Below are 21028 nucleotides of genomic sequence, written 5' to 3' on the forward strand. Positions count from 1 at the left end.
AAAATCCAACTTTCTTGTATTTTTTGTGACGCGCCGTCTCCGGCTTATTCCGTGGGCAAAACAGACACTTGCACCGAATTTGAGCCGACGTAGGGGAAGGTCACAATGGAGCCCCATTCCGCCCATACGCCAGACGACACGATCCGGCTGCTCGCAAAATCCACGTCCGTTCCCGGGGGAGCTTTCGCGGAAAAACGCGCACAAGGTTCAGGCAGGCCGCTCCCCTTATATAGGGAGCCCGGGACGAAATTGTAGTTGTCGGCCGGAGAAGCCAGCACTTTCATTGACTTGGGGCGGTATGACGGGCAATTGTCATGCCGCGAAACAATCAGGGGCAAATCGCCCAGGGGACGAAACTGCCATCCTCGATGAATGACACCGACGAGACAATAGCCGCGCTCGGCAACGAACCGCCGCTCGTCGCCGACGGCCGCAGCGGGCCGCCGGACCGTCGCGAAGTCTCCGCGAGATGGCTTTCGGGCACCTTCCTTACAGGCGTCACCTCCAGCGTGCTCATGGGGGTCGCGCTCGTCGCGGCTCTCGACGGCCGCGAATTGCTGGCCACGCCGCCGGAAATCCTCAACCTCTCCAGTATGAGCGCAGGCGGCGAATCCGGAGAGACTGCGAAGGCCGGTCGCCTGACGGCGCCGCGCACGCTGACGAAGTTTCGCGACAAGCGCCGCATGGAAGTTTCGACCATGACGAAGGTCGGCGACCGCGACGTCGTGCGCACCATGCCCTTCGTCCAGGTCAAGATGGCGCTCGCCGCCGGCCACACCACCAACCGCAACTACCCTCCCTTCGATCCGCTCGAGGTCTTCGCGGAGGACGGCGCGGTGCAGACCGCCAATACCGGTGTCATCTACGGCGCCAAGGTGGAGAGCGAGGTTAGCCTCAAGACGCTGGACTTCCCCCTGCAGACCGCTTCGTTCGACGAGATGAACGACCTTTCCGCGGACGAGGTGGAGAATGTCGTGCGCACCACCGGCGCTATCCTCACCGACGGCGCCATTCAGGTCGCGGCGCTTCACTATGTCGATCCGCAGCGTTTCGGCGAGACGCTCGCCACGCAGACGCTGGGCGCTTCCTACGGCGTCAGGATCACGCCGGAAAACGTGTCCATCGCCCCGCGCGAACCCGGAGACGAGCCCTCGGTCGAATATGCCGAGGACATCATTCCCTTCGGCACCGATCGCGACATCGTCGAGGCGCTGAGCGAATCCGGCTACGAGGGCGAGGACGCCGGCGGCATGGCGGCCGCGGTCGCCAAGCTCCTGAACGCTAAATCGCTCAAGGCGGGCACGGTGCTGCGACTCGGCATCGAGACGCGCGGCGAGATCGGCCGCATCGTCCGCACCAGCGTATACGACCGCACGCGCCACATATTGACGATCGCGCTCAACGACCGCGATCAGTATGTGCCGGCCGACGAGCCCGAGCAGAACCCGGCGATCCTCACCGCTTTCGATGCGACGCAGCCGGTCGTCAGGACCCGTGGCGAAGCTCCGCTGGTCTATGACGGCATCTACCGCGCCGCCTATTCCTACGGTATGTCGCGGACCATGACCCAGCAGCTCGTCAGGCTGCTCGCCTCCGACGTGGATTTCCAGTCGCGGCTTCACCCGCAGGACGCCCTCGAAGTGTTCTTCTCCCAGCCGGACGTGGAGGACAAGGCGACCGACCAGTCGGAGCTGCTCTACGTCAAGGCTACCTTCGGCGGGGCGGCTCGCACCTTCTACCGTTTCCAGATGGAAGACGGGTCCGTCGACTATTTCGACGAGGAAGGCCGCAGCTCGCGCCAGTTCCTCCTGCGCAATCCTGTCCCGAACGGGCAGTTCCGTTCCGGCTTCGGCGCGCGCAAGCACCCGATCCTCGGTTATACGAGGATGCATACGGGTGTCGACTGGTCGGCCCCCCGCGGCACGCCCATCATCGCGTCCGGCAACGGTACGGTCGAGAAGGCCGGATGGACCGGCGGCTACGGTCGCCAGACCATCATCCGCCACGCCAATGGCTATCAGTCCTCGTATAACCATCAGAGCGCCCTCGCCGAGGGTATCGTGCCGGGGGCCAAGGTGCGCCAGGGCCAGGTCATCGGCTATGTCGGTTCCACCGGCCTCGCCACCGGCGACCATCTTCACTATGAGCTGATCGTCAACGGCACCAAGGTCGACCCGATGCGCGTGCGCCTGCCGTCCGGCAAGGCGCTGCAGGGCGAGGAGCTCGAGGTGTTCCTGCGCGAGAAGGAGCGCATCGACACCCTGCTCGAGGACGAACAGTCCGGTCTGAAGATGGCGAGCCGCTGATCCGCCAAATCGGCGGCGGGTCCGAGCGATCTATTCGGCCTTTTCCGGCTTTTCCCACGAAGGTTGCGTGAACCAGGCTATCGCCGCCGCGAGAAAGCACATCGCCGCCGAAACCGCCGCGATCACCTGGAACGCGATATTGGTCGCCTGAATGCGCAGCATGCCGACGGACGGCGTCAGCCCGTTGCGTAACGTGACGCCGAACTCGATGCCCGGGGCGGCATCCGCGAACACGCGATCGAAGACGATTCCGGCCACCGCGCCCAGCGCGGCGACCGCCAGCAGGCCCGCGACGCGCGCGACCGCATTGTTGATGCCCGACGCGAGCCCGGCGTCCGAATCGGGCGCCGCCAGCATCACGGCCGTCGACAGCGGCGAAACCAGCAGGCCCATCCCCAGCCCCATTACGGCGAGCACCGGAAAGGTCACGCGCCACATATCCATCAGCGGAATGGTGAGCGCGAGCAGCGTGAAGGAAAGCCCGACGAGCGCGGCTCCGGCGGTCAGGATCATGCGCGGTCCGTGCCTGTCGGCGAACCGTCCCGCAAGACCGGAAAGCAGGCCGATCGCCAGCGATAGCGGCAGGAGCATCAAGCTGACCTGCCACTCCGACGCGCTCCAGGCCGAGACCAGCGTCATCGGCAGGAAGAAGAGCACCGCGCTGAAGGCAAGAAAGAGCGCCAGAGTGTAGAGATTCGCACCCGAAAACGCCCACGAGCGGAACAAATCGAGCTTGACCATCGGCGCGCGGGCGCGCCGTTCCCACCAGACGAAGGCGACCGCTGTCGCAACACCGACGGCGAGCCAGACCACGGGTGTCAGGACGCGCTGTTCGGCCGGCTGGCCGAATGCGGTCAACCCCCAGGCAAGTGATCCGAGACCCAGCGTCGCGAGCAGCGCGCCGGGAATGTCGAGCCTGCGGATACCCGTCGGCCGGTCGCTCGGGATGCGCAGATAGATCAGGCCGAGCGCGACGAGGCCGATGGGCCCGTTGATCGCGAATATCAATCGCCACATCCAGGCATCGCCGAAGGAGAGCACCATGCCGCCGATGAAGGGACCGAAGGCGGTGGTCAGCGACGAGGACGCGGCCCAGATGCCGATCGCCTTGCCCCGCGTTTCGGCCGGGTATGACTTGGCGATGATGGCGAGGCTGCTCGGCACCATGAAGGCGGCGCCGACACCCTGCAGCGCGCGCATGACGATCAGGCTCTGGCTGTCCGGCGCCACCGCGCAGGCAAGCGACATCACGACGAAGACCGCGATGCCGGCCGCGAATATATTGCGTATGCCGAAGACGTCGCCCGCCGCTCCGCCGATCAGAACCAGCGCGCCGAGGAAGAGCATGTAGGAATTGTTGATCCATTGCGCCTCGACGAGCGTCGCGCCGAGGTCGGAGCGGATCGCCGGCATAGCGAGCGAGACCACGGAACCGTCGATGAAGCCCATGCTGGAAGCAAGAATCGCGGTGAGAAGTACGTATTTGCGCGACGCAGGCGGACAGAATGTCCGCCTGGTGGCTTCGGGGAGTTCGGTTGCCGTCGCGAAGGATCTGTCCATCCTTCGCAACTTATCCCCGTGAGGCGATTTCGCAATTCACCAACGCGACGCCGATTGGCGGACCGGCGTCGTCCGGCCTGCTACTCCACGAATTCCACGGTCGCGCCGACCTTGACCATCTTGGCCAGTTCCTGCGCGTCCCAATTCGTCAAGCGCACGCAGCCATTGGAATTGGTCTTTCCGATCTTCGAGGGTTCCGGCGTGCCGTGAATGCCGTAGGTCGGCTTCGAAAGCGCTATCCACACCGTGCCGACCGGGCCGTTGGGACCTGGCGGGATGGTCAGCACCCGGTCGTTGTTGCCCTGCTTGAAGTTGATCTTCGGATTGTAGGTATATTCCGGATTGACCGCGATGCGCTCCACCGTGTGCGTGCCGGTCGGCGACGGCGTCGCCTGCGAGCCGATGGTCGAGGGATAGATGGCGACCAGCCTGCCGTCCGGGCCATAGGCCCGCACCTGCTTCTTGCCCTTGTCCGCGATGATCCTGGTGACCTCGCCGGTCTTCTGCTTGCCGATATTGGCGACCCTGACGATCGTGCCCGGCCGGTTGAAATTGACGCCCGGATTGAGCGCCTTGAGATAGTTCTCGTCCATATGGAAACGCTCGGCGAGCATCTCGGTCACCGATACGAAGCCCATCCGCTCCATTCTGGCCTTCTCGCCGTAATCGTCCGGAATGGAGGCCACGAACGGCCCCGCGGCGTCGACGGCGGTGATTTCATAGGTGGTGAACGCGTCGCCGCCCGTCGCCTGAAGCTGCGCGTCGATGAACTCGTTGTCGTAGGTGCGCAGCGCTTCGCCGGTGATCTCCCGATAGGCCGTGATGGCCTTGTTCACATTGTCGCCGATGCGGCCGTCGATGACGCCGGGCGAAGCCCCTGCCCGGTCGAGCAGGATCTGTATCTTCGCAACGTCCTCGCTCGCGCCCTTGACCTCGGGCTGCGGCTGGGCCGTCACGTCCGGCAGGCCGGTGCCAGGTTCCTCGATGATCGCCCCGGGTGACGAGCCGGGGCCGGTGATCGCCGCGCTGTCATTGCCCAGCGGCGCCCGCTCGACGTCGCGGGAAATGGGCGGCGGTTGAAACCCGGGTTCTTCTCGCGCCAGATCGTCCTGCTCCGGATAGGGCTGCTCCGGATATGGCTCGGGCCCGGCGCCATAATCGCGATATTCCGGGAAAGGCTGTTGCGGCGGTTCGCCCCGTCCGAGCTCACGCATGCGCTGCTCGCGGCGCGAGCGTGCCGAATCGTCGGGGCGATCCACATAATAGCCATCCCGCGGCGGAGCGTCGGGGTTGCCCCAGCCCCTCGAGCGCGGGGGCTCGACCGACCGGAACTCGCTTTCCTGCGGCTCACGGATCGCAACCACTTCGCCCGTATAGATGTCGACGAGCACCTCGCGGCCATACCGGTCGTAGAATATCTCGACCTCGCGCGCCTGCGCGAGCTGGACGAGGCCCGTCGTCTCATCCTCGACCCGGTCTGTTTCCGCCACGCCGGAAAAGGCGCGCGCCTCGGCTTCCATGGCCGGCGCGAGGAATGCGAAGGCAATGAACGGGAGCAGTCTTGCGATCATTCCGGCACAACTCGTCGTCTATTTCGTTGCGGGCCGCACGGACATGCGGAGGGCGGCAGATTCGCTATGTAGCATCGAACATGAACCTGACATGAAAATGGCCGCCTTGCGGCGGCCATCCTGATTTCGTTGCGATTTTGCGTGGCTGTGGTCAGGCTGCCTCGCTCGTTTCGACCCGCGACTTCGAGGTCTTGAAGTTCAGGCGATCCGAACCCGCCGTGATCTTCACGATCGAGCCGTCGAGCACGTCGCCCAGCAATATCCGCTCGGCCAGCGGGTCCTGCAGTTCCTTCTGCATCACCCGCTTCAGCGGCCGCGCGCCATAGGCCGGGTCGTAGCCCTTCTCGGCCAGCCAGTGGATCGCCGTCGCGTCGAGCTTGAGCTGGATCTTGCGGTCGGAAAGCAGCTTCTCCAGCCGGTCGAGCTGGATCTCGACGATCCGGTCCATGTCCTGACGGCGCAGGCGGTGGAACAGGATCACCTCGTCTATCCGGTTGAGGAATTCCGGACGGAACGACGCCTTCACGACACCCATCACCTCGTCGCGAACCTTGTCGACATCCTCGCCCTCGCCCAGCGCGACGAGATATTCGGCGCCGAGGTTCGAGGTCATGATGATCAGCGTGTTGCGGAAGTCGACCGTGCGGCCCTGCCCGTCGGTCAGGCGGCCGTCATCGAGCACCTGCAGGAGGACGTTGAAGACGTCGGGATGCGCCTTCTCGATCTCGTCGAAAAGCACGACCTGATACGGCCTGCGCCGCACCGCCTCGGTGAGAGCTCCGCCCTCTTCATAGCCGACATAGCCGGGAGGCGCGCCGATCAGCCGGGAGACGGAATGCTTCTCCATGAACTCCGACATGTCGATGCGCACCATCGCGCTCTCGTCGTCGAACAGGAAGGAGGCAAGCGCCTTGGTCAGCTCGGTCTTGCCGACGCCCGTCGGGCCGAGGAACATGAACGAGCCGATCGGCCTGTTCGGATCCTGCAGCCCGGCGCGGGCGCGCCGCACCGCCTGCGAGACGGCCTGGACCGCCTCGCCCTGACCGACGACGCGCTTGCCGATCTCATCCTCCATGCGCAGCAGCTTCTCGCGCTCGCCCTCCAGCATCTTGTCGACCGGAATGCCGGTCCAGCGGGAGACGATGTGCGCGATATTGTCCGGCGTCACGGTTTCCTGAACCATTCCGCCGGCGCCGTCCTGATCCTTGGCCTCGGCTTCCGTGAGCCGGCGCTCAAGCTCGGGGATCCTGCCATAGGCAAGCTCGCCGGCGCGCTGGAATTCGCCCTTGCGCTGCGCGATCGCCAATTCGTTGCGGGCATCGTCGATCTGCTTCTTGAGGTCGGCGGCAAGACCGAGCTTCTGCTTTTCGGCCTGCCACTTCGCCGTCAGCTCGGAGGACTCCTCCTCGAGCGAGGCGAGTTCCGATTCGAGCTTGTTCAGCCGATCCTTCGAAGCCTCGTCCTTCTCGACGCGCAATGCCTCGCGCTCGATCTTGAGCTGCATGATGCGGCGGTCGATTTCATCGAGCGCCTCGGGCTTGGAATCGACCTGCATCCTGAGCCGCGATGCGGCCTCGTCGACGAGGTCGATCGCCTTATCGGGCAGGAAACGGTCGGTGATGTAGCGGTTGGACAGCGCCGCGGCCGCCACCAGCGCAGAGTCGGAGATGCGCACCTTGTGGTGCTGCTCGTACTTCTCCTTCAGCCCGCGCAGGATCGAGATGGTGTCCTCGACCGTCGGTTCGTCGACGAAGACCGGCTGGAAGCGGCGGGCAAGGGCCGCGTCCTTCTCGATATATTTGCGGTACTCGTCGAGCGTGGTGGCGCCGACGCAATGCAGTTCGCCCCGCGCCAGCGCCGGCTTGAGCAGGTTCGACGCATCCATCGCGCCGTCCGCCTTGCCCGCGCCGACCAGCGTGTGCATTTCGTCGATGAAGAGGATGATGTTGCCGTCGGCGGAGGTGACTTCCGACAGCACGGCCTTCAGCCGTTCCTCGAACTCGCCGCGATATTTCGCGCCGGCGATCAGAGCGCCCATGTCGAGCGCCATCAACTGCTTGTCCTTGAGCGATTCCGGCACGTCGCCATTGACGATGCGCAGCGCCAGGCCCTCGGCGATCGCCGTCTTGCCGACGCCGGGCTCGCCGATCAGCACAGGATTGTTCTTGGTGCGCCGGGAAAGGACCTGGATGGCGCGGCGGATTTCGTCGTCGCGGCCGATGACCGGATCGAGATGACCCGAGCGAGCGTCTGCCGTCAGGTCGCGCGCGTATTTCTTCAAGGCGTCATAGCCCTGCTCGGCGCTCGCCGTATCGGCCGTTCGCCCCTTGCGCAGGTCGTTGACGACCTGGTTGAGCGCGGTCGGGGTCACGCCGGCATTGGCCAGGATTTCCGAAGTCTTCGCGGATTTCTCGATCGCCAGCGCCTGGAGAAGACGCTCCACGGTCACGAAGCTGTCACCGGCCTTCTTCGCCAGTTCCTCGGCGGTGGAAAACACTTTGGCCAGCGGCTGCGCGAGATAGAGCTGGCCGTTTCCGCCTTCGACGCGCGGCATTGCATCGAGAGCTGCCTCGACCGCGAGCTTCACGTCGCCCGGCCGGCCGCCGGCGCGCTCGATCAGGGAGGCGGCGAGCCCTTCGCCGTCATCGACCAGCACCTTCAGGAGATGCTCGGGCGTGAATTGCTGGTGATTGCGCGAAAGGGCCATCGTCTGTGCCGACTGGATGAAGCCCCGAACGCGCTCGGAATATTTCTCAATGTTCATCTGCGTCTCCATTCCATCGCCGGCCCGCTTTGCGGCACCGGGTCAGATTGCGGTGACGGACCCCCTTGGACAATGACGAAAAACAAGTCTCGGCAATGCTGTATGGCAGATCCTGCAAGGCAGATATGGGTAATTCCCGCTTCCACCTCAAGAGAGTGCGGACTACCCGCAAAACGAAAAATGGCGGGACCGAAATCCCGCCATTCTCAGATATCGCCAACCGGCTGATCGCCTATTGCGCGGCTTCGGAAACCGGCTCGTCCGCCGATCCCTGTCCGCCGGCCTCGGCGGAAGCTTCCTCGCCCGCCTTGACGCGTGGACGACGAGGGCGGCGCGCACGCTTCGGAGCCGGCTCTTCCGCGGCGTTCTCGTCAGCGCCGTTGACAGGCGCCGCCTCGGCAGGCTTCTGCTCATTGCCGCCGATCGAGCCCTGCTCCAGGGCGACTTCGGCCGGCGTGCCCTCGATCACGGGCTGCGGACCGGTGCCGTTGTTCTGCCGCTGCGCAGGCTGCTCGCCGGTGCCCGCCTGGGCTTCCATGTCGTCGCGCTCGTCGTCGAAATCGTCCTCGTCGCGCGCGTCGCGTACCTGCTGGACCTGCTGCTGCGCCTGGGCAGCCATGATGATGCGGTTGTAGTGTTCGGCGTGCTGGAGATAGTTCTCCGCCATCACGCGATCGCCGGAGCTCTGCGCGTCACGGGCCAGCGTGCCGTATTTTTCTGCAATCTGCTGCGCGGTGCCGCGGATCTTCACATCCGGACCGTTGCTTTCGTAGCTGCGGGTAAGTGGGTTGGGGCCTTTGCGGTTGTTATTGTTGTTATTATTGTTGTTGCCGCGTCCGCGCATGCGCCTGTTCTGCTGTGGCCTCATAAGCTTCTCTTCTTTTGAGAAATTATCATTGCCGGGAGGGATGGCCAGCGCCATCCATCTCGCGTCTCCTATCGGCGACCAGTCGCACCAAACGCGCTATCGCCACATGTGATCCTGTTTCGGTTCATGTCACTATCCGGGCGAGCCCCGCACGAAGCCACGGCGTAGTTCACGCAGAAGGCAGCTTGTTCCTTGGGAACCGAATCGATAACAGCACTGCCTGCTTCGTCTCATCCGGTAGCGGGAACCTAGCGGCATTATCCTCGGTTGCCAAGCGTTTTTTGCACGGCCTCCAACGGCCGAAATGCAAGGGCTCTGTCGTTTCCGGCCAGGTCTCGCGTCGAATCCGCCAGCATGAAGCCCGCCGCCCTGAAAACCACGGTAACCTCCTCGCGCTGGTCATGTCCGATTTCGACTGCCACCAGTCCGCCGTCCATCAGAAACTCGTTCGCGCGCGCGGCGATTTGTCTGTAGGCATGCAAGCCATCCGCTCCACCATCCAACGCGCGCAGGGGGTCGAAGTTCCTCACCTCGGGCTGCAAATGCAGCATGTCGTCCGAACGGATATAGGGCGGATTTGAGACGACAAGGTGAAAGCGACCCTCGATATCTGAAAACCAGTCCGAACATACGGTCCGGAAACGTCCGCCATTTCCGGATATATCGGCATTGGCACGCGCCGTTGCAAGCGCCTGCGATGAAATATCTGCACCGATCGCCTCGGCCGCCTCCACTTCCTTCAACAGTGCAAGTGCGATGGCGCCGGTTCCCGTCCCGAGATCGAGGATGCGGCATGCGCCATCGCGCGCGGCGGCATCCCTGACGAAAGGAAGCACCAGATCGACGAGAGCCTCGGTGTCGGGCCTGGGCTCCAGCGTCTCCGAGGAGAGCGAGAGCTTGAGCCCATGGAACTCGCGAAAGCCGAGAATGCGGTAAACCGGTTCCCCGGCAAGCCGCCGTCGCAGCGCCTCGGTCACTGCGAGCGCCGCTTCCTCTCCGACCGCCCGGCCCGGATCGAGCACCGCATCCGTCCTGCTGGCTCCGGTGAAATGTTCCACCAGGATCCTGGCATCGAGCGCGGCCTCCGCCTTGCCCGCGTTCTCGAGAGCCTTGCGGACATATGCCAGCAGGGCACCAAGAGTACGCGGCGCCCGGTCGTCAGGCATCGGCGCCCATCTCGGCCAGCAGTTTCGACTGGTGATCGGCGATCAGTGCGTCGACGATCTCGTCGAGCTCGCCTTCCATCACCCGATCGAGCTTATAGAGCGTCAGGTTGATGCGGTGGTCGGTGATGCGGCCCTGGGGGAAGTTATAAGTGCGGATACGCTCCGAGCGGTCGCCGGACCCCACCTGGAGGCGGCGCGCCTCCGAGCGTTCGTCGGCCGCCTTGCCGCGCTCCATGTCGAAGAGCCGGGCGCGCAGGATCTGCATGGCGCGCGCGCGGTTCTGATGCTGCGACTTCTCCGCCTGAACCACCACGATGCCTGTCGGGATATGCGTCACGCGCACCGCGGAATCGGTCGTGTTGACGTGCTGGCCGCCAGCTCCGGAAGCACGCATCGTGTCGATGCGGATGTCCTCGGGCCGTATCTCGATGTCGACGTCTTCCGCTTCCGGCAGCACCGCCACCGTCGCCGCAGACGTATGGATGCGCCCGCCGGCTTCCGTCTCCGGCACGCGCTGCACGCGGTGGACGCCGGATTCGAACTTGAGCTGCGAGAAGACGCCCTTGCCCGATACGGTCGCGATCACCTCCTTGAAGCCGCCCACCTCGCCTTCGCTGGCCGAGACCACCTCGAAGCGCCAGCCGCGAGAGGCGGCGAAGCGCTCATACATGCGAAAGAGGTTGCCGGCGAAAAGTGCTGCCTCGTCGCCGCCGGTACCGGCGCGGATTTCGAGGATCGCGTTCTTTTCGTCCGCCGCGTCCTTCGGCAGGAGAAGTATCTGGATCTCCTTCTGCAGCGCCTCTATGCGGTCCTCCACTCCCGGCAGGTCGGCCTCGGCGAGAGCGCGCATCTCCGCGTCCATCGACTTGTCGGAAAGCATTGCCTCCAGATCGGCCTGCTCGTCCTCGGCGGCGCGCAGCTCACGGATCTTCCCGTTGATCTCCTGGAGATCGGAATATTCGGAAGCCAGCTTGACGTAGACATCCGGCGCAGGGCCGGCCGCCATCTGCGCTTCGAGCATCTCGAAACGCTTCAGCACCTGATCCATGCGTTCGCGCGGCAGTTCAACCATTGATGGGGCTCGTCAAAGCGGGATTTCGTTCTCTTCTGCGTATTGCTGCAGCATCGCCCGCAGATTCTTCTCGCATGTCGGCGCGTTGAGCGTCTCGTCTAGAAACGCCGTCAGCTTGCCGACATCGAGTTCGCGCAGCATCGCCTTCACCGGGCCGATGGCGGCCGGCGACATGGAGATGGAGCGGTAGCCGACGCCGAGCAGGGCCATCGCCGAGAGCGGCCGCCCGGCCAGCTCGCCGCAAAGCGTCACCGACGTGTTGGTTTCGCGCCCCATGTCGGCGATCTGCCTCAGAAGGCGCATGAAGGGCACCGAGATCGGATCGAACCGGTCGGCGAGCTGCGTATTGCCGCGATCGGTCGCCATGACGAACTGGAACAGATCGTTCGATCCGACCGAGACGAAGTCGACCGCCTGCATCAGTTCCTCCAACTGCCACAGCAGCGAGGGGACTTCGATCATCGCTCCGAGCTTGAGGCTGGTGGGCAAGTGGTGGGCGAAGCGCGACAGGTGCCGCACCTCCCTGTCGATGATCTCGCGCGCCTGTCTGATCTCGGCGATCTCGCTCACCATCGGCAGCATGACGCGAAGCTCGCGTCCGCCGGCTGCTTTCAGAAGCGCACGCATCTGCGTGCGCAGGAGACCCGGGCGATCCAGCGTCAGGCGGATCGCCCGCCAGCCAAGTGCGGGATTTTCCTCCTGCGCCACACCCTTGAAATAGGGCAGCACCTTGTCGCCGCCGATGTCGATGGTGCGGAAGGTGACCGGCTTGCCCTTCGCCGCGTCGAGCACGTCGCGGTAAAGCCGCTCCTGCGCCTCGGCGCGGGGGAACGCCGAAACCACCATGAACTGCAGCTCGGTGCGGAAAAGCCCGATGCCGGCAGCCCCGGATTCGGCGAGCTGCGGAAGGTCGACGGCGAGCCCCGCATTCATCATCAGGTCGATCGCGACGCCGTCCTTCGTCGCCGAAGGCAATCCGCGCAATTCGCGATAGAGCTTCTGCCGGCGTGCCCGGAAACGCACCTTTTCCGCATAGGCCGCCTCGACGTCGGCCTGCGGGCGCAGATGCACGATGCCCTCGTCGCCGTCGATGATGATGGCGTCGCCGTTCTCCGACATGGAGACTGCGCCCTTCATCTGCCCGGTGACGGGAATCCCCATGGCGCGGCCGACGATGACGACGTGGCTGGTCACCGCGCCCTCCTCCAGCACCAGCCCGCGCAGCCGGTCGCGCGGGTAGTCGAGAAGCTCGGCGGCGCCCATCGACCTTGCGACGATGATCGCGTCGCGCGGCAGCGAAGCGGCGATCGCCTCCGGCCCGCGCCCCATGAGCTGGCGCAGGAGCCGGTTCGCCAGATCGTCGAAATCGCTCATCCGCTCGCGCAGATAGGGATCGGTCATGTGCAGCATGCGCGCGCGCATGTCGCTCTGCACCTTCTCGACCGCGGCTTCCGCGGTGAGGCCGTTGCGGATCGCCTCCTCCAGCCGGCGCACCCAGCCCCGGTCGTTGGCGAACATGCGGTAGGCTTCCAGCACCTCGCGATGCTCGCCCTCGAACGCGACCTCGCGGCGCGACAGCATGTCGTCGATGGAAAGGCGCAGCGAGCCGAGCGCCTCCTCCATGCGCGCGAGCTCTTCCTCGCTGTCCTCGTTGAAGAGATTGGTGACCACGATACGCGGTTCGTGCAGAACCACGTGGCCGAGCCCGACGCCTTCGTTGAGCGACATGCCTGTGAGGCTGACGGGTCGGCTGAGATCGAGTTCGAGACCCGGGCGGGTCAACCGGACGAGATCGCCGGTCGCCACCATCTCGGCGATCACCATGGCGGTGGTCTCGAGCGCTTCGAGCTCGTCCTCGCGATATTGCCGCATCGTCTTGTTCTGGACGACGAGCACGCCGAGCGTGCGTCCTGCCCGCAGCACCGGCACGCCGAGGAAGGAATGGTAGATTTCCTCGCCCGTCTCCGGCAGGTAAGCGAAGGCGGGATGTTTCTGCGCGTCGCTGAGGTTGAGCGGCCGCGCGCTCGCGGCGATCGTGCCGACCAGGCCCTGCCCCAGCCGTAGCTGCGCCAAGTGAACCGCGCCGGGGTTGAGACCCTCGGTGGCGTAGAGTTCCAGCACCGAGTCGGCGCGCAGCACGTAGAGCGAGCAGACCTCGGCGACCATGTTCTGCGCGATCTCGCGTACGATCCGGTCAAGCCGTTCCTGCGGCTCGAGCGCTTCCGCCATGAGCTCCCGCAGTCGTCTCAGCAATGTACGCGGGCCTGCCGCCGTATCACGCATCGGCTGTCTCCAACGCCAACGGAACGGCATGGCCCCGATTCGGGCCGCCGTCCGCGACGGTGATCGCGATTCTACTGTCTATTGCTTATCCAGACCGTAGACGGAATGCAAAGTCCGAACCGCAAGTTCGGTATAAGGGCCATCGATCAAAATGGAAATCTTGATCTCCGAAGTCGTGATCGCGCGGATGTTTATGCCCTTTTCGGACAGGGCCCTGAAAGCCGTTGCCGCGACACCGGCATGGCTGCGCATTCCTATTCCGATGACGGAAACCTTCGACATGCCGTCGTCGTGCTGGACCGCATCGAAGCCGACCGTCTGCTTGACCTGGTTGAGCACGGCGAGCGCCTTGTCGACGTCGCCCGACGGCACCGTGAACGTCATGTCGGTGAAGGCGCCGTCCTCGGAAATGTTCTGGACGATCATGTCGACATTGATGTTGGCCTCCGCAAGGGGCCCGAAAATGCCCGCCGCCACGCCCGGACGGTCGGCGACGCGGCGCAGGGAAATCTGCGCTTCGTCCTTCGCGTAGGCGATGCCCGTTACGACCTGCTGTTCCACGATTTCGTCCTCGTCGCAAATAAGCGTCCCGGGCGGGTTGTCGAAATCGCCCATGCCCGGAGCGTCAGGATCTTCGAAGGAGGATCGCACGAAAGTGCGCACCCTGTGCACCATTGCAAGCTCGACCGATCTGACCTGGAGCACTTTGGCGCCAAGCGAAGCCATTTCAAGCATTTCCTCGAAGGAAATGCGCGAAAGGCGCCGCGCCTTGGGCTCGATGCGCGGATCGGTGGTGTAGACGCCGTCGACATCGGTGTAGATGTCGCAGCGGTCGGCCTTCACCCCGGCGGCGATCGCGACGGCGCTGGTGTCGGAGCCGCCGCGGCCAAGCGTGGCGATGCGGTTGTCGGGGCCGATGCCCTGGAAGCCTGATATGACAGCGACCTGGCCGCGCTTGAAGCGCTCGATCAGGTCCGAGCCGTCGATTTCCTGGATGCGGGCGGCGCCGTGCGCATTATCCGTCTGGATCGGTATCTGCCAGCCCTGCCAGGAGCGCGCGTCGACGCCGATGGCCTGGAGGGCGATGGCGAGCAGGCCCGACGTGATCTGCTCGCCGGCCGCCACCACGGTGTCGTATTCGCGCGCATCGTGCATCGGCGACAATTCGCGCGTCCAACCGACCAGCTCGTTGGTCTTGCCCGCCATGGCGGAGACCACGACGGCGACCTCGTGGCCGGCGTCGACCTCGCGTTTGACATGGCGCGCCACGTTGCGGATGCGGCTGATGTCAGCGACGGAGGTCCCGCCGAATTTCATCACGATGCGCGCCATGATCGGCCGAATGTCCTTGCATTGAAGCCGGGCAATTCCCGCCCGGCGATGTCAAACGAAAGCGCCCCGGCGATCCGAGGCGCGAAGTCGCCGGTTCCATAGCGAAAACGCCCGCGCCGCGCAAGGTTGCGCGGGCGCGGCTATCGGTCGTTTCCTACTTCTTCAGCTTGTAGCCGGTTTTGAATATCCAGGCCGTGATGGCGAGGCAGATCGCCAGAAAGACGAGAGTCATAACCAGGCTCATGGTCACGCTCACGTCGGACGTGCCTATGAAGCTCCAGCGAAAGCCGGAAACGAGGTAGACGACCGGGTTGGCGAGCGAGATCGTCTGCCAGACCGGCGGCAGCATGTCGATCGAATAGAAGGTGCCGCCAAGGAAAGCGAGCGGCATGACGATCAGCAGCGGAATGATCTGCAGCTTCTCGAAACCGTCTGCCCATATGCCGATGATGAAGCCGAAAAGACTGAACGAGACCGAGGTCAGGATCAGGAAGAGCACCATCATCAGCGGATGCTGGATCTGCAGGTCCACGAAAAACGCGGCGGTGGCGAGGATCACCACCCCGATCATGACGGATTTCGTCGCCGCCGCGCCCACATAGGCGGTCACGATCTCGGCGTAGGAGACAGGCGCCGACAGGATTTCGTAGATCGTCCCGGTGAATTTGGGAAAGTAGATGCCGAAGGACGCGTTCGAGATCGAAAGCGTCAGCAGCGACATCATGATCAAGCCGGGCACGATGAAGGCACCGTAGCTGACGCCGTCGATGGCCTCGATGCGCGATCCGATCGCCGCGCCGAAGACGACGAAATAAAGCGCGGTCGAGATGACCGGCGAGACGATGCTCTGGAGGATCGTGCGGAAGCTGCGCGCCATCTCGAAGACGTAGATGGCCTTGATCGCGTGGAAATTCATGCCCGCTCCCTCACCAGATCGACGAAGATGTCCTCGAGCGAGCTTTGCTTCGTCTCCAGGTCGCGGAAGCGCAGCCCCGCGCGGCTCAGTTCCGCCAGCAGGACGGTTATTCCCGTGCGTTCGCCATGCGTCTCGTAGGAATAGACGAGCTTGCGCCCGCCCTCTTCCAGTTGCAGGCCGAAGGGCGCCAAGGTCTCCGGTATGGCCGCAACTGGCTCGAGCAGCTCGATCGTGAGCCGCTTCTTGCCGAGGTTGCGCATCAATGTCGTCTTGTCCTCTACCAGTATGATCTCGCCCCTGGAGATGATGCCGATGCGATCGGCCATCTCCTCTGCCTCCTCGATATAGTGAGTCGTCAGGATGACGGTGACGCCGGTCTCGCGCAGCGAGCGCACCAGTTCCCACATGTCCCGGCGCAACTCGACATCGACACCGGCCGTCGGCTCGTCGAGAAACAGGATTTCCGGCTCATGCGACAGTGCCTTGGCGATCATGACGCGACGCTTCATGCCGCCCGAGAGGCTCATCACCTTCTCGTCCTTCTTGTCCCAGAGGGAAAGCGAGCGCAGAATCTTCTCGATATGCGCCGGATCGGCGGATCGGCCGAACAGTCCCCGGCTGAAGGAGACGGTCGCCCAGACCGTCTCGAAGGCATCGATCGAGACTTCCTGCGGCACCAGGCCGATAATCGAGCGTGTCTTGCGGTAATCGCGCAGAATGTCGTGCCCGTCGACCCGGACCTCGCCGCTCGACGGGTTGACCGTGCCGCAGACGATGCCGATCAGCGTGGTCTTGCCCGCGCCGTTCGGCCCGAGAAGCGCGAAAATTTCACCCTTGCGGACATCGAGATTGACGTCCTTGAGGGCCGTGAAGCCGGAAGCATAGGTCTTCGACAGGTGGGAAATGGAGACAGCGGGCTGCATGAGGGCTTTCGTGGCGGGAAGGTGATGCGATCGCATATAGGCCGCTTTCCGCGCCATGCAATCCGCCCGCCCCGCTGCCGAGGCTGTTCCTGACATGTCGCGTCAGGAGCAACGCTCATTGTCCCGGCTTGACATTCGAGGCAGTCCGCCCGACTTCATTGCCTCGAAGGAGACCCTCATGCCAGAACCCCGCCGAACCACCATCGACGATCAGGAAGTCGAGCGCTTCTCCGCAATGGCGCAGGAATGGTGGAATCCGAACGGAAAATTCCGTCCGCTTCACAAGTTCAACCCGGTGCGGCTTGCCTATATCCGTGATTCGGTGGCGGCCCGGTTCGGCCGGGATCCGCGCGCGGCCAGGCCGTTCGAGGGGTTGCGCTTCCTCGACATCGGCTGCGGTGGCGGTCTTTTGTGCGAGCCGATGGCGAGGCTGGGGGCTACCGTGGTCGGCGCGGATGCGTCTGAAACCAATATCGAGGTCGCCAAGCTCCATGCGGCCGAAAGCGGCGTCAACATCGACTATCGCGCGACGACCGCCGAGGCGCTGGCCGACGCCGGCGAGAAGTTCGACGTCGTCCTGAACATGGAAGTGGTCGAGCACGTCTCCGACATCGACCTGTTCATCGGCAAGTGCGCGGAAATGGTCAAGCCGGATGGCATCATGTTCGTGGCGACCATCAACCGCACTCTCAAGGCGCTCGGCCTGGCGATCGTCGGCGCGGAATATGTACTGCGCTGGCTGCCGCGCGGCACCCATCAATACGGCAAGCTCGTACGCCCGGAAGAGCTCGAGGCCGCGCTTCTGAAATCCGGCATGTCGGTCGTCGACCGCACCGGCGTCACCTACAATCCCATCACCGACCGTTGGGGCAAGTCGAAGGATATCGACGTCAACTACATGGTTCTGGCGGAGAAGACCGGCAGCCGCGCCGAAGCCTGACCGGCCGGGCCGCTCAAGCTAATTGTGATCGTCCGGAAACACGGGGAGCGGCATGAACTCCACCCCGTCTTCGGCAAGCGCTTTGGCTTCCTCGGGCGTCGCCTCGCCATAGATGCCGCGCGCATCGGCCTCGCCGAAATGGATCTTGCGTGCTTCGTCGGCGAATTTGTCGCCGACATAGTCGGCGTTCTGCCTGAGCTTCTCCGAAAGCTCGCGAAGCTGCGCCATGGCGTTGCGCTGGGCCTCGCCCATCGCGAGCGCGATCTTTTCCTGCTTGCGCGTCGTCGACACCGCCGGCGCCATCAGCGCCTTTTCGACCTTTGCCGAATGGCAGACCGGACATGACACCAGTCCGCGCTTCTTCTGCTTGTCGAAATCGTCGCCGTCGCGGAACCAGCCGTCGAAATCGTGGTCGTTGTCGCAGCAAAGCGAGAAGCGGATCATGACGCCTTCCTGCGCTCGGCGCCGATTTCGACCTCGAAGTCGCGCGCGTTCTTGAGGTTCGGTATCTTCTGCCGGGCAGCGGCGGATGCCTCGACATCGATCTCGGCCATCACCACGCCGGGCTCGTCATGATCGGCCTCGGCGACGATGCGACCCCACGGGTCGACGATCATGGAGTGGCCGAAGGTCTCGCGCCCGTCCTCGTGCTTGCCGCCCTGCGCGGCGGCGATCACATAGGCGCCGTTCTCGATGGCACGGGCGCGCAGGAGCACGTGCCAATGCGCCTCGCCGGTCTGTCGGGTGAAGGCGGCCGGAACCGTCAGCACGCGCGCGCCGGCAAGCGCCTGGGCGCGGAAGAGCTGCGGGAAGCGCAGGTCGTAGCAAACCGCCATGCCGAGTGGCGCAAAGGGCAGATCCACGACCGTGCTGACCTTTCCCGGTTCGTAGGTGGCCGATTCACGCCAGCTCTCGCCATTGTCGAGATCGACGTCGAACATGTGGATCTTATCGTAGACCGCTACGCGCTCGCCCTTCGGATCGAAGATGAAGCCGCGATTGGCGACCTTGCCGTCGGCACGCGCGATCGCGGTGGAGCCGACATGGACATGGATGCCGAGCTCGCGCGCGAGGCTCGAGGCGCGCTCCGCGATCGGATCATCCGCGTCGGATTTGAGGATCGCTTTGAGCGAGGCCTTGTCGCGCATCAGCGCGCCGGTCATCTCCGGCGACTGGACGTATATCGCTCCGCCCGACACGGCCTCGCGCACGAGCGCCTCGAAATCGTCGGCATTGCGGGCCGGGTCCATGCCCGAGCGCATCTGCAGGGCGGCTGCCTTGAAAGTGCTCATCGTCTGTTCTCAGTTTCCGTTGGCCAGCAGTGCGTCGAGCTTGCCGGCGGCGTCCAGCGCATGGAGATCGTCCGAGCCGCCCACATGCACGTCGCCGACGAATATCTGCGGGAAGGTCGAGCGCCCGTGAGCCCTCGCGATCATCTCCTGCCTGAGTTCGGGCGAGAAGCTCGCGTCGTGTTCGGTGTAGGTTACGCCCTTCCCGTCGAGCAGGCGTTTGGCGGCGGCGCAATAGCCGCACATAATGCGCGTATAGATCGTTACATCGGCCATCGATATCGGCATCCAAGCAAATGATTACCCGCCTCATATAGTCTCTGCTTCGTCGGGCCGGAAGTCCCCAGGCAGAACCCGTGCGAATGTGAGGACGTCGACGGCCGAGGCCCCGCCACGCTTCAGCGCCTTGGTGACGGCGGAAACGGTCGCGCCGGTGGTGTAGACGTCGTCGACGAGAAGGACGCGGCGACCGCGTATTCTCATCTCGCCCGCCTCCGGCACGCGGAAGGCGCCGCGCACGTTGTCGACCCGCTCCCTTGCCGCCAATCCCACCTGCTGCCTCGTCACCTTCACCCGGGCGATGACGTCGGGCTCGAACGGCAGTTCGGAGAGCCTGGCGATCACACGCGCAAGCTCCGCCGACTGGTTGAACCGGCGCATCAGGAAACGCCGGCGATGCAACGGCACCGGCACCACCACCTGTGCATCGGCGATGAGCTCGCGGCCGGAACGCAGCATCCACCTCGCCATCCAGGGCGCAAGTTCGGTGCGATCGCTGAATTTCAGGTTCTGCACCATCTGGCGTGCCACCCCTTCATAGGCGACGGCGGCGCGGGCACGGGCAAAGGGCGGCGGATCGGCGATCGCCTGCGCGGAAAGGAAGCCATCTCCCATCTCATGGGAGAACGGCGTCCCCATGACCTCGCACCACGGCTTTTCAAGAAATCGCAGCTTCGGCCAGCACGCGCCGCAAACCGTTCCCGGCTCGCTAACCTGGCGCCGACAGCCCGCGCATACCGGCGGAAACAGGAGCCGCGCCGAAAATTCCAGCGCTGCGACACCCAACCTCTTGAACTCCTGGACACGATCGGCCACGAGAAATCCCACCCGAAGCCACCATATCAGATGGAAAGGCCTTCGCGCCATCTGAGGGAAGCAGGACAGGACGGCGGATGGAACCGATCTTCGATACGCAACTGGCGATCGCGCGCAAGCGCCGTGCGCTGAACCAGGCAGAGCCGGACGCCGACTTCCTGTTGAATCGGGCGGCCGAGGATTTCGCCGATCGGCTGGACAGCGTCGAGCGGAAGTTTCCGCGCGCGGCAGTGCTCTTTTCGCTTACCGACGCGGCACCAGCCGCGATCCGCTCCTCCGGGAAGGTCGAGACGGTGGAGCGCGTGGAGAGCGACATGGCTTTCCTGCGCGAAAGCGGCATCCGCGCCGAACCGGAGACAGTGCCGCTCGATCCGGAAAGCCTCGACCTCGCCGTTTCGCTCTATGCACTCCAGGAGATGAACGACGTTCCGGGCATGCTCGTCCAGATAAGGCGGGCGCTGCGGCCCGACGGGCTCTTCCTCGGCTGCATGATGGGCGCCGGCACGCTGGCCGAGCTTCGTGAGAGCCTGCTCGAGGCGGAAACCGAGCTTGTCGGCGGGGCAAGCCCCCGCGTCGCGCCCTTCGCCGATGTCCGCGATGTCGGCGCGCTCCTGCAAAGGGCGGGTTTCGCCCTGCCTGTCGCCGATCTGGAGGAGGTCGTCGTCCGCTACGACAACATGTTCGCCCTGATGCGCGACCTGCGCGCCATGGGCGCCACGAACAGCCTCACCGCGCGCAGCCGCAAACCGGCTACCAGGCGCCTCTTCATGCGTGCGGCGGAAATCTACGCCGAGCGCTTTTCCGACCCGGATGGCCGGATACGCGCAACGTTCGCCACCATATGGCTGTCGGGCTGGGCGCCGCATGCCTCGCAGCAAAAGCCACTAAAGCCGGGCAGCGCGACGGTTTCGCTTGCAAAGATCCTCGGCAGCGAGAAATAGAG

17 protein-coding genes are annotated in these 21028 nt (G+C 64.5%); 3 read left to right on the forward strand and 14 right to left on the reverse strand.

Annotated elements, in window-relative coordinates:
• Window positions 1–368 precede the first annotated feature (368 nt).
• Complete coding sequence (locus XW59_RS18920; protein WP_047147497.1) at window positions 369–2306, forward strand: M23 family metallopeptidase; 1938 nt, start codon at window positions 369–371, stop codon at window positions 2304–2306.
• Window positions 2307–2336: 30 nt separating this feature from the next.
• Here XW59_RS18920 and XW59_RS18925 read toward each other — a convergent pair whose 3' ends face one another.
• The 10 genes from XW59_RS18925 to XW59_RS18970 all read right to left on the reverse strand — a co-directional run bounded on the left by XW59_RS18925 (window position 2337) and on the right by XW59_RS18970 (window position 16761).
• Window positions 2337–3866, reverse strand: coding sequence for an MFS transporter (locus XW59_RS18925; RefSeq protein ID WP_047147252.1), 1530 nt, complete (start codon window positions 3864–3866; stop codon window positions 2337–2339).
• An 80-nt stretch (window positions 3867–3946) separates the two neighbouring features.
• A complete protein-coding gene (locus XW59_RS18930; RefSeq protein ID WP_052958296.1) occupies window positions 3947–5437 on the reverse strand; it encodes a L,D-transpeptidase in 1491 nt (496 codons plus the stop codon).
• A gap of 151 nt (window positions 5438–5588) precedes the next feature.
• The gene (gene clpB, locus XW59_RS18935; protein WP_137327060.1) at window positions 5589–8201 is read right to left on the reverse strand and encodes an ATP-dependent chaperone ClpB; all 2613 of its coding nucleotides are present in this window, start codon (window positions 8199–8201) and stop codon (window positions 5589–5591) included.
• A gap of 232 nt (window positions 8202–8433) precedes the next feature.
• On the reverse strand, window positions 8434–9123 hold the full coding sequence (locus XW59_RS18940) for a DUF4167 domain-containing protein (protein WP_246666146.1): 690 nt from the start codon (window positions 9121–9123) through the stop codon (window positions 8434–8436).
• Between the two features lie 203 nt (window positions 9124–9326).
• Window positions 9327–10235: a peptide chain release factor N(5)-glutamine methyltransferase gene (gene prmC, locus XW59_RS18945; protein ID WP_047147254.1), complete on the reverse strand. Its 909-nt coding sequence runs from the start codon at window positions 10233–10235 to the stop codon at window positions 9327–9329.
• The gene (gene prfA / locus XW59_RS18950; protein WP_047147255.1) at window positions 10228–11307 is read right to left on the reverse strand and encodes a peptide chain release factor 1; all 1080 of its coding nucleotides are present in this window, start codon (window positions 11305–11307) and stop codon (window positions 10228–10230) included. The genes prmC and prfA overlap by 8 nt, the downstream gene beginning before the upstream one ends.
• Window positions 11308–11319: 12 nt before the next feature.
• Complete coding sequence (gene ptsP / locus XW59_RS18955) at window positions 11320–13590, reverse strand: phosphoenolpyruvate--protein phosphotransferase (RefSeq protein WP_047147256.1); 2271 nt, start codon at window positions 13588–13590, stop codon at window positions 11320–11322.
• Between the two features lie 78 nt (window positions 13591–13668).
• Window positions 13669–14922, reverse strand: coding sequence for an aspartate kinase (locus XW59_RS18960; RefSeq protein WP_047147257.1), 1254 nt, complete (start codon window positions 14920–14922; stop codon window positions 13669–13671).
• 154 nt (window positions 14923–15076) lie between these two features.
• The gene (locus XW59_RS18965) at window positions 15077–15838 is read right to left on the reverse strand and encodes an ABC transporter permease (protein ID WP_047147258.1); all 762 of its coding nucleotides are present in this window, start codon (window positions 15836–15838) and stop codon (window positions 15077–15079) included.
• On the reverse strand, window positions 15835–16761 hold the full coding sequence (locus XW59_RS18970; protein WP_047147500.1) for an ABC transporter ATP-binding protein: 927 nt from the start codon (window positions 16759–16761) through the stop codon (window positions 15835–15837). Before XW59_RS18970 ends, XW59_RS18965 begins: the two co-directional genes overlap by 4 nt.
• A gap of 178 nt (window positions 16762–16939) precedes the next feature.
• Between XW59_RS18970 and ubiG the strand changes: the two genes are divergently transcribed.
• Window positions 16940–17701, forward strand: coding sequence for a bifunctional 2-polyprenyl-6-hydroxyphenol methylase/3-demethylubiquinol 3-O-methyltransferase UbiG (ubiG, locus tag XW59_RS18975; RefSeq protein WP_047147259.1), 762 nt, complete (start codon window positions 16940–16942; stop codon window positions 17699–17701).
• An 18-nt stretch (window positions 17702–17719) separates the two neighbouring features.
• On the opposite strand, the gene XW59_RS18980 is transcribed toward ubiG, so the two are convergent.
• Genes XW59_RS18980 through XW59_RS18995 form a run of 4 tightly spaced genes read right to left on the reverse strand, consistent with a single transcriptional unit; the run spans window position 17720 to window position 20085 of the window.
• Window positions 17720–18145 (reverse strand): DUF1178 family protein, encoded by a 426-nt coding sequence (locus XW59_RS18980; protein ID WP_047147260.1) that lies wholly within the window; start codon window positions 18143–18145, stop codon window positions 17720–17722.
• Window positions 18142–18993, reverse strand: a complete 852-nt coding sequence (locus XW59_RS18985; protein WP_047147261.1) for a carbon-nitrogen hydrolase family protein — start codon at window positions 18991–18993, stop codon at window positions 18142–18144. The genes XW59_RS18980 and XW59_RS18985 overlap by 4 nt, the downstream gene beginning before the upstream one ends.
• 9 nt (window positions 18994–19002) lie before the next feature.
• Complete coding sequence (grxC, locus tag XW59_RS18990; protein ID WP_047147501.1) at window positions 19003–19266, reverse strand: glutaredoxin 3; 264 nt, start codon at window positions 19264–19266, stop codon at window positions 19003–19005.
• 33 nt (window positions 19267–19299) lie between these two features.
• Window positions 19300–20085 (reverse strand): ComF family protein, encoded by a 786-nt coding sequence (locus tag XW59_RS18995; protein ID WP_047147502.1) that lies wholly within the window; start codon window positions 20083–20085, stop codon window positions 19300–19302.
• 77 nt (window positions 20086–20162) lie between these two features.
• Here XW59_RS18995 and XW59_RS19000 point away from each other — a divergent pair, with 77 nt between their 5' ends.
• Entirely contained in the window at window positions 20163–21026 is an 864-nt protein-coding gene (locus XW59_RS19000) for a methyltransferase domain-containing protein (RefSeq protein ID WP_047147262.1), read from the forward strand.
• The last annotated feature ends 2 nt before the right edge of the window (window positions 21027–21028 follow it).

The organism is Aquamicrobium sp. LC103 (assembly GCF_001014615.2).
GTDB lineage: Bacteria > Pseudomonadota > Alphaproteobacteria > Rhizobiales > Rhizobiaceae > LBCQ02.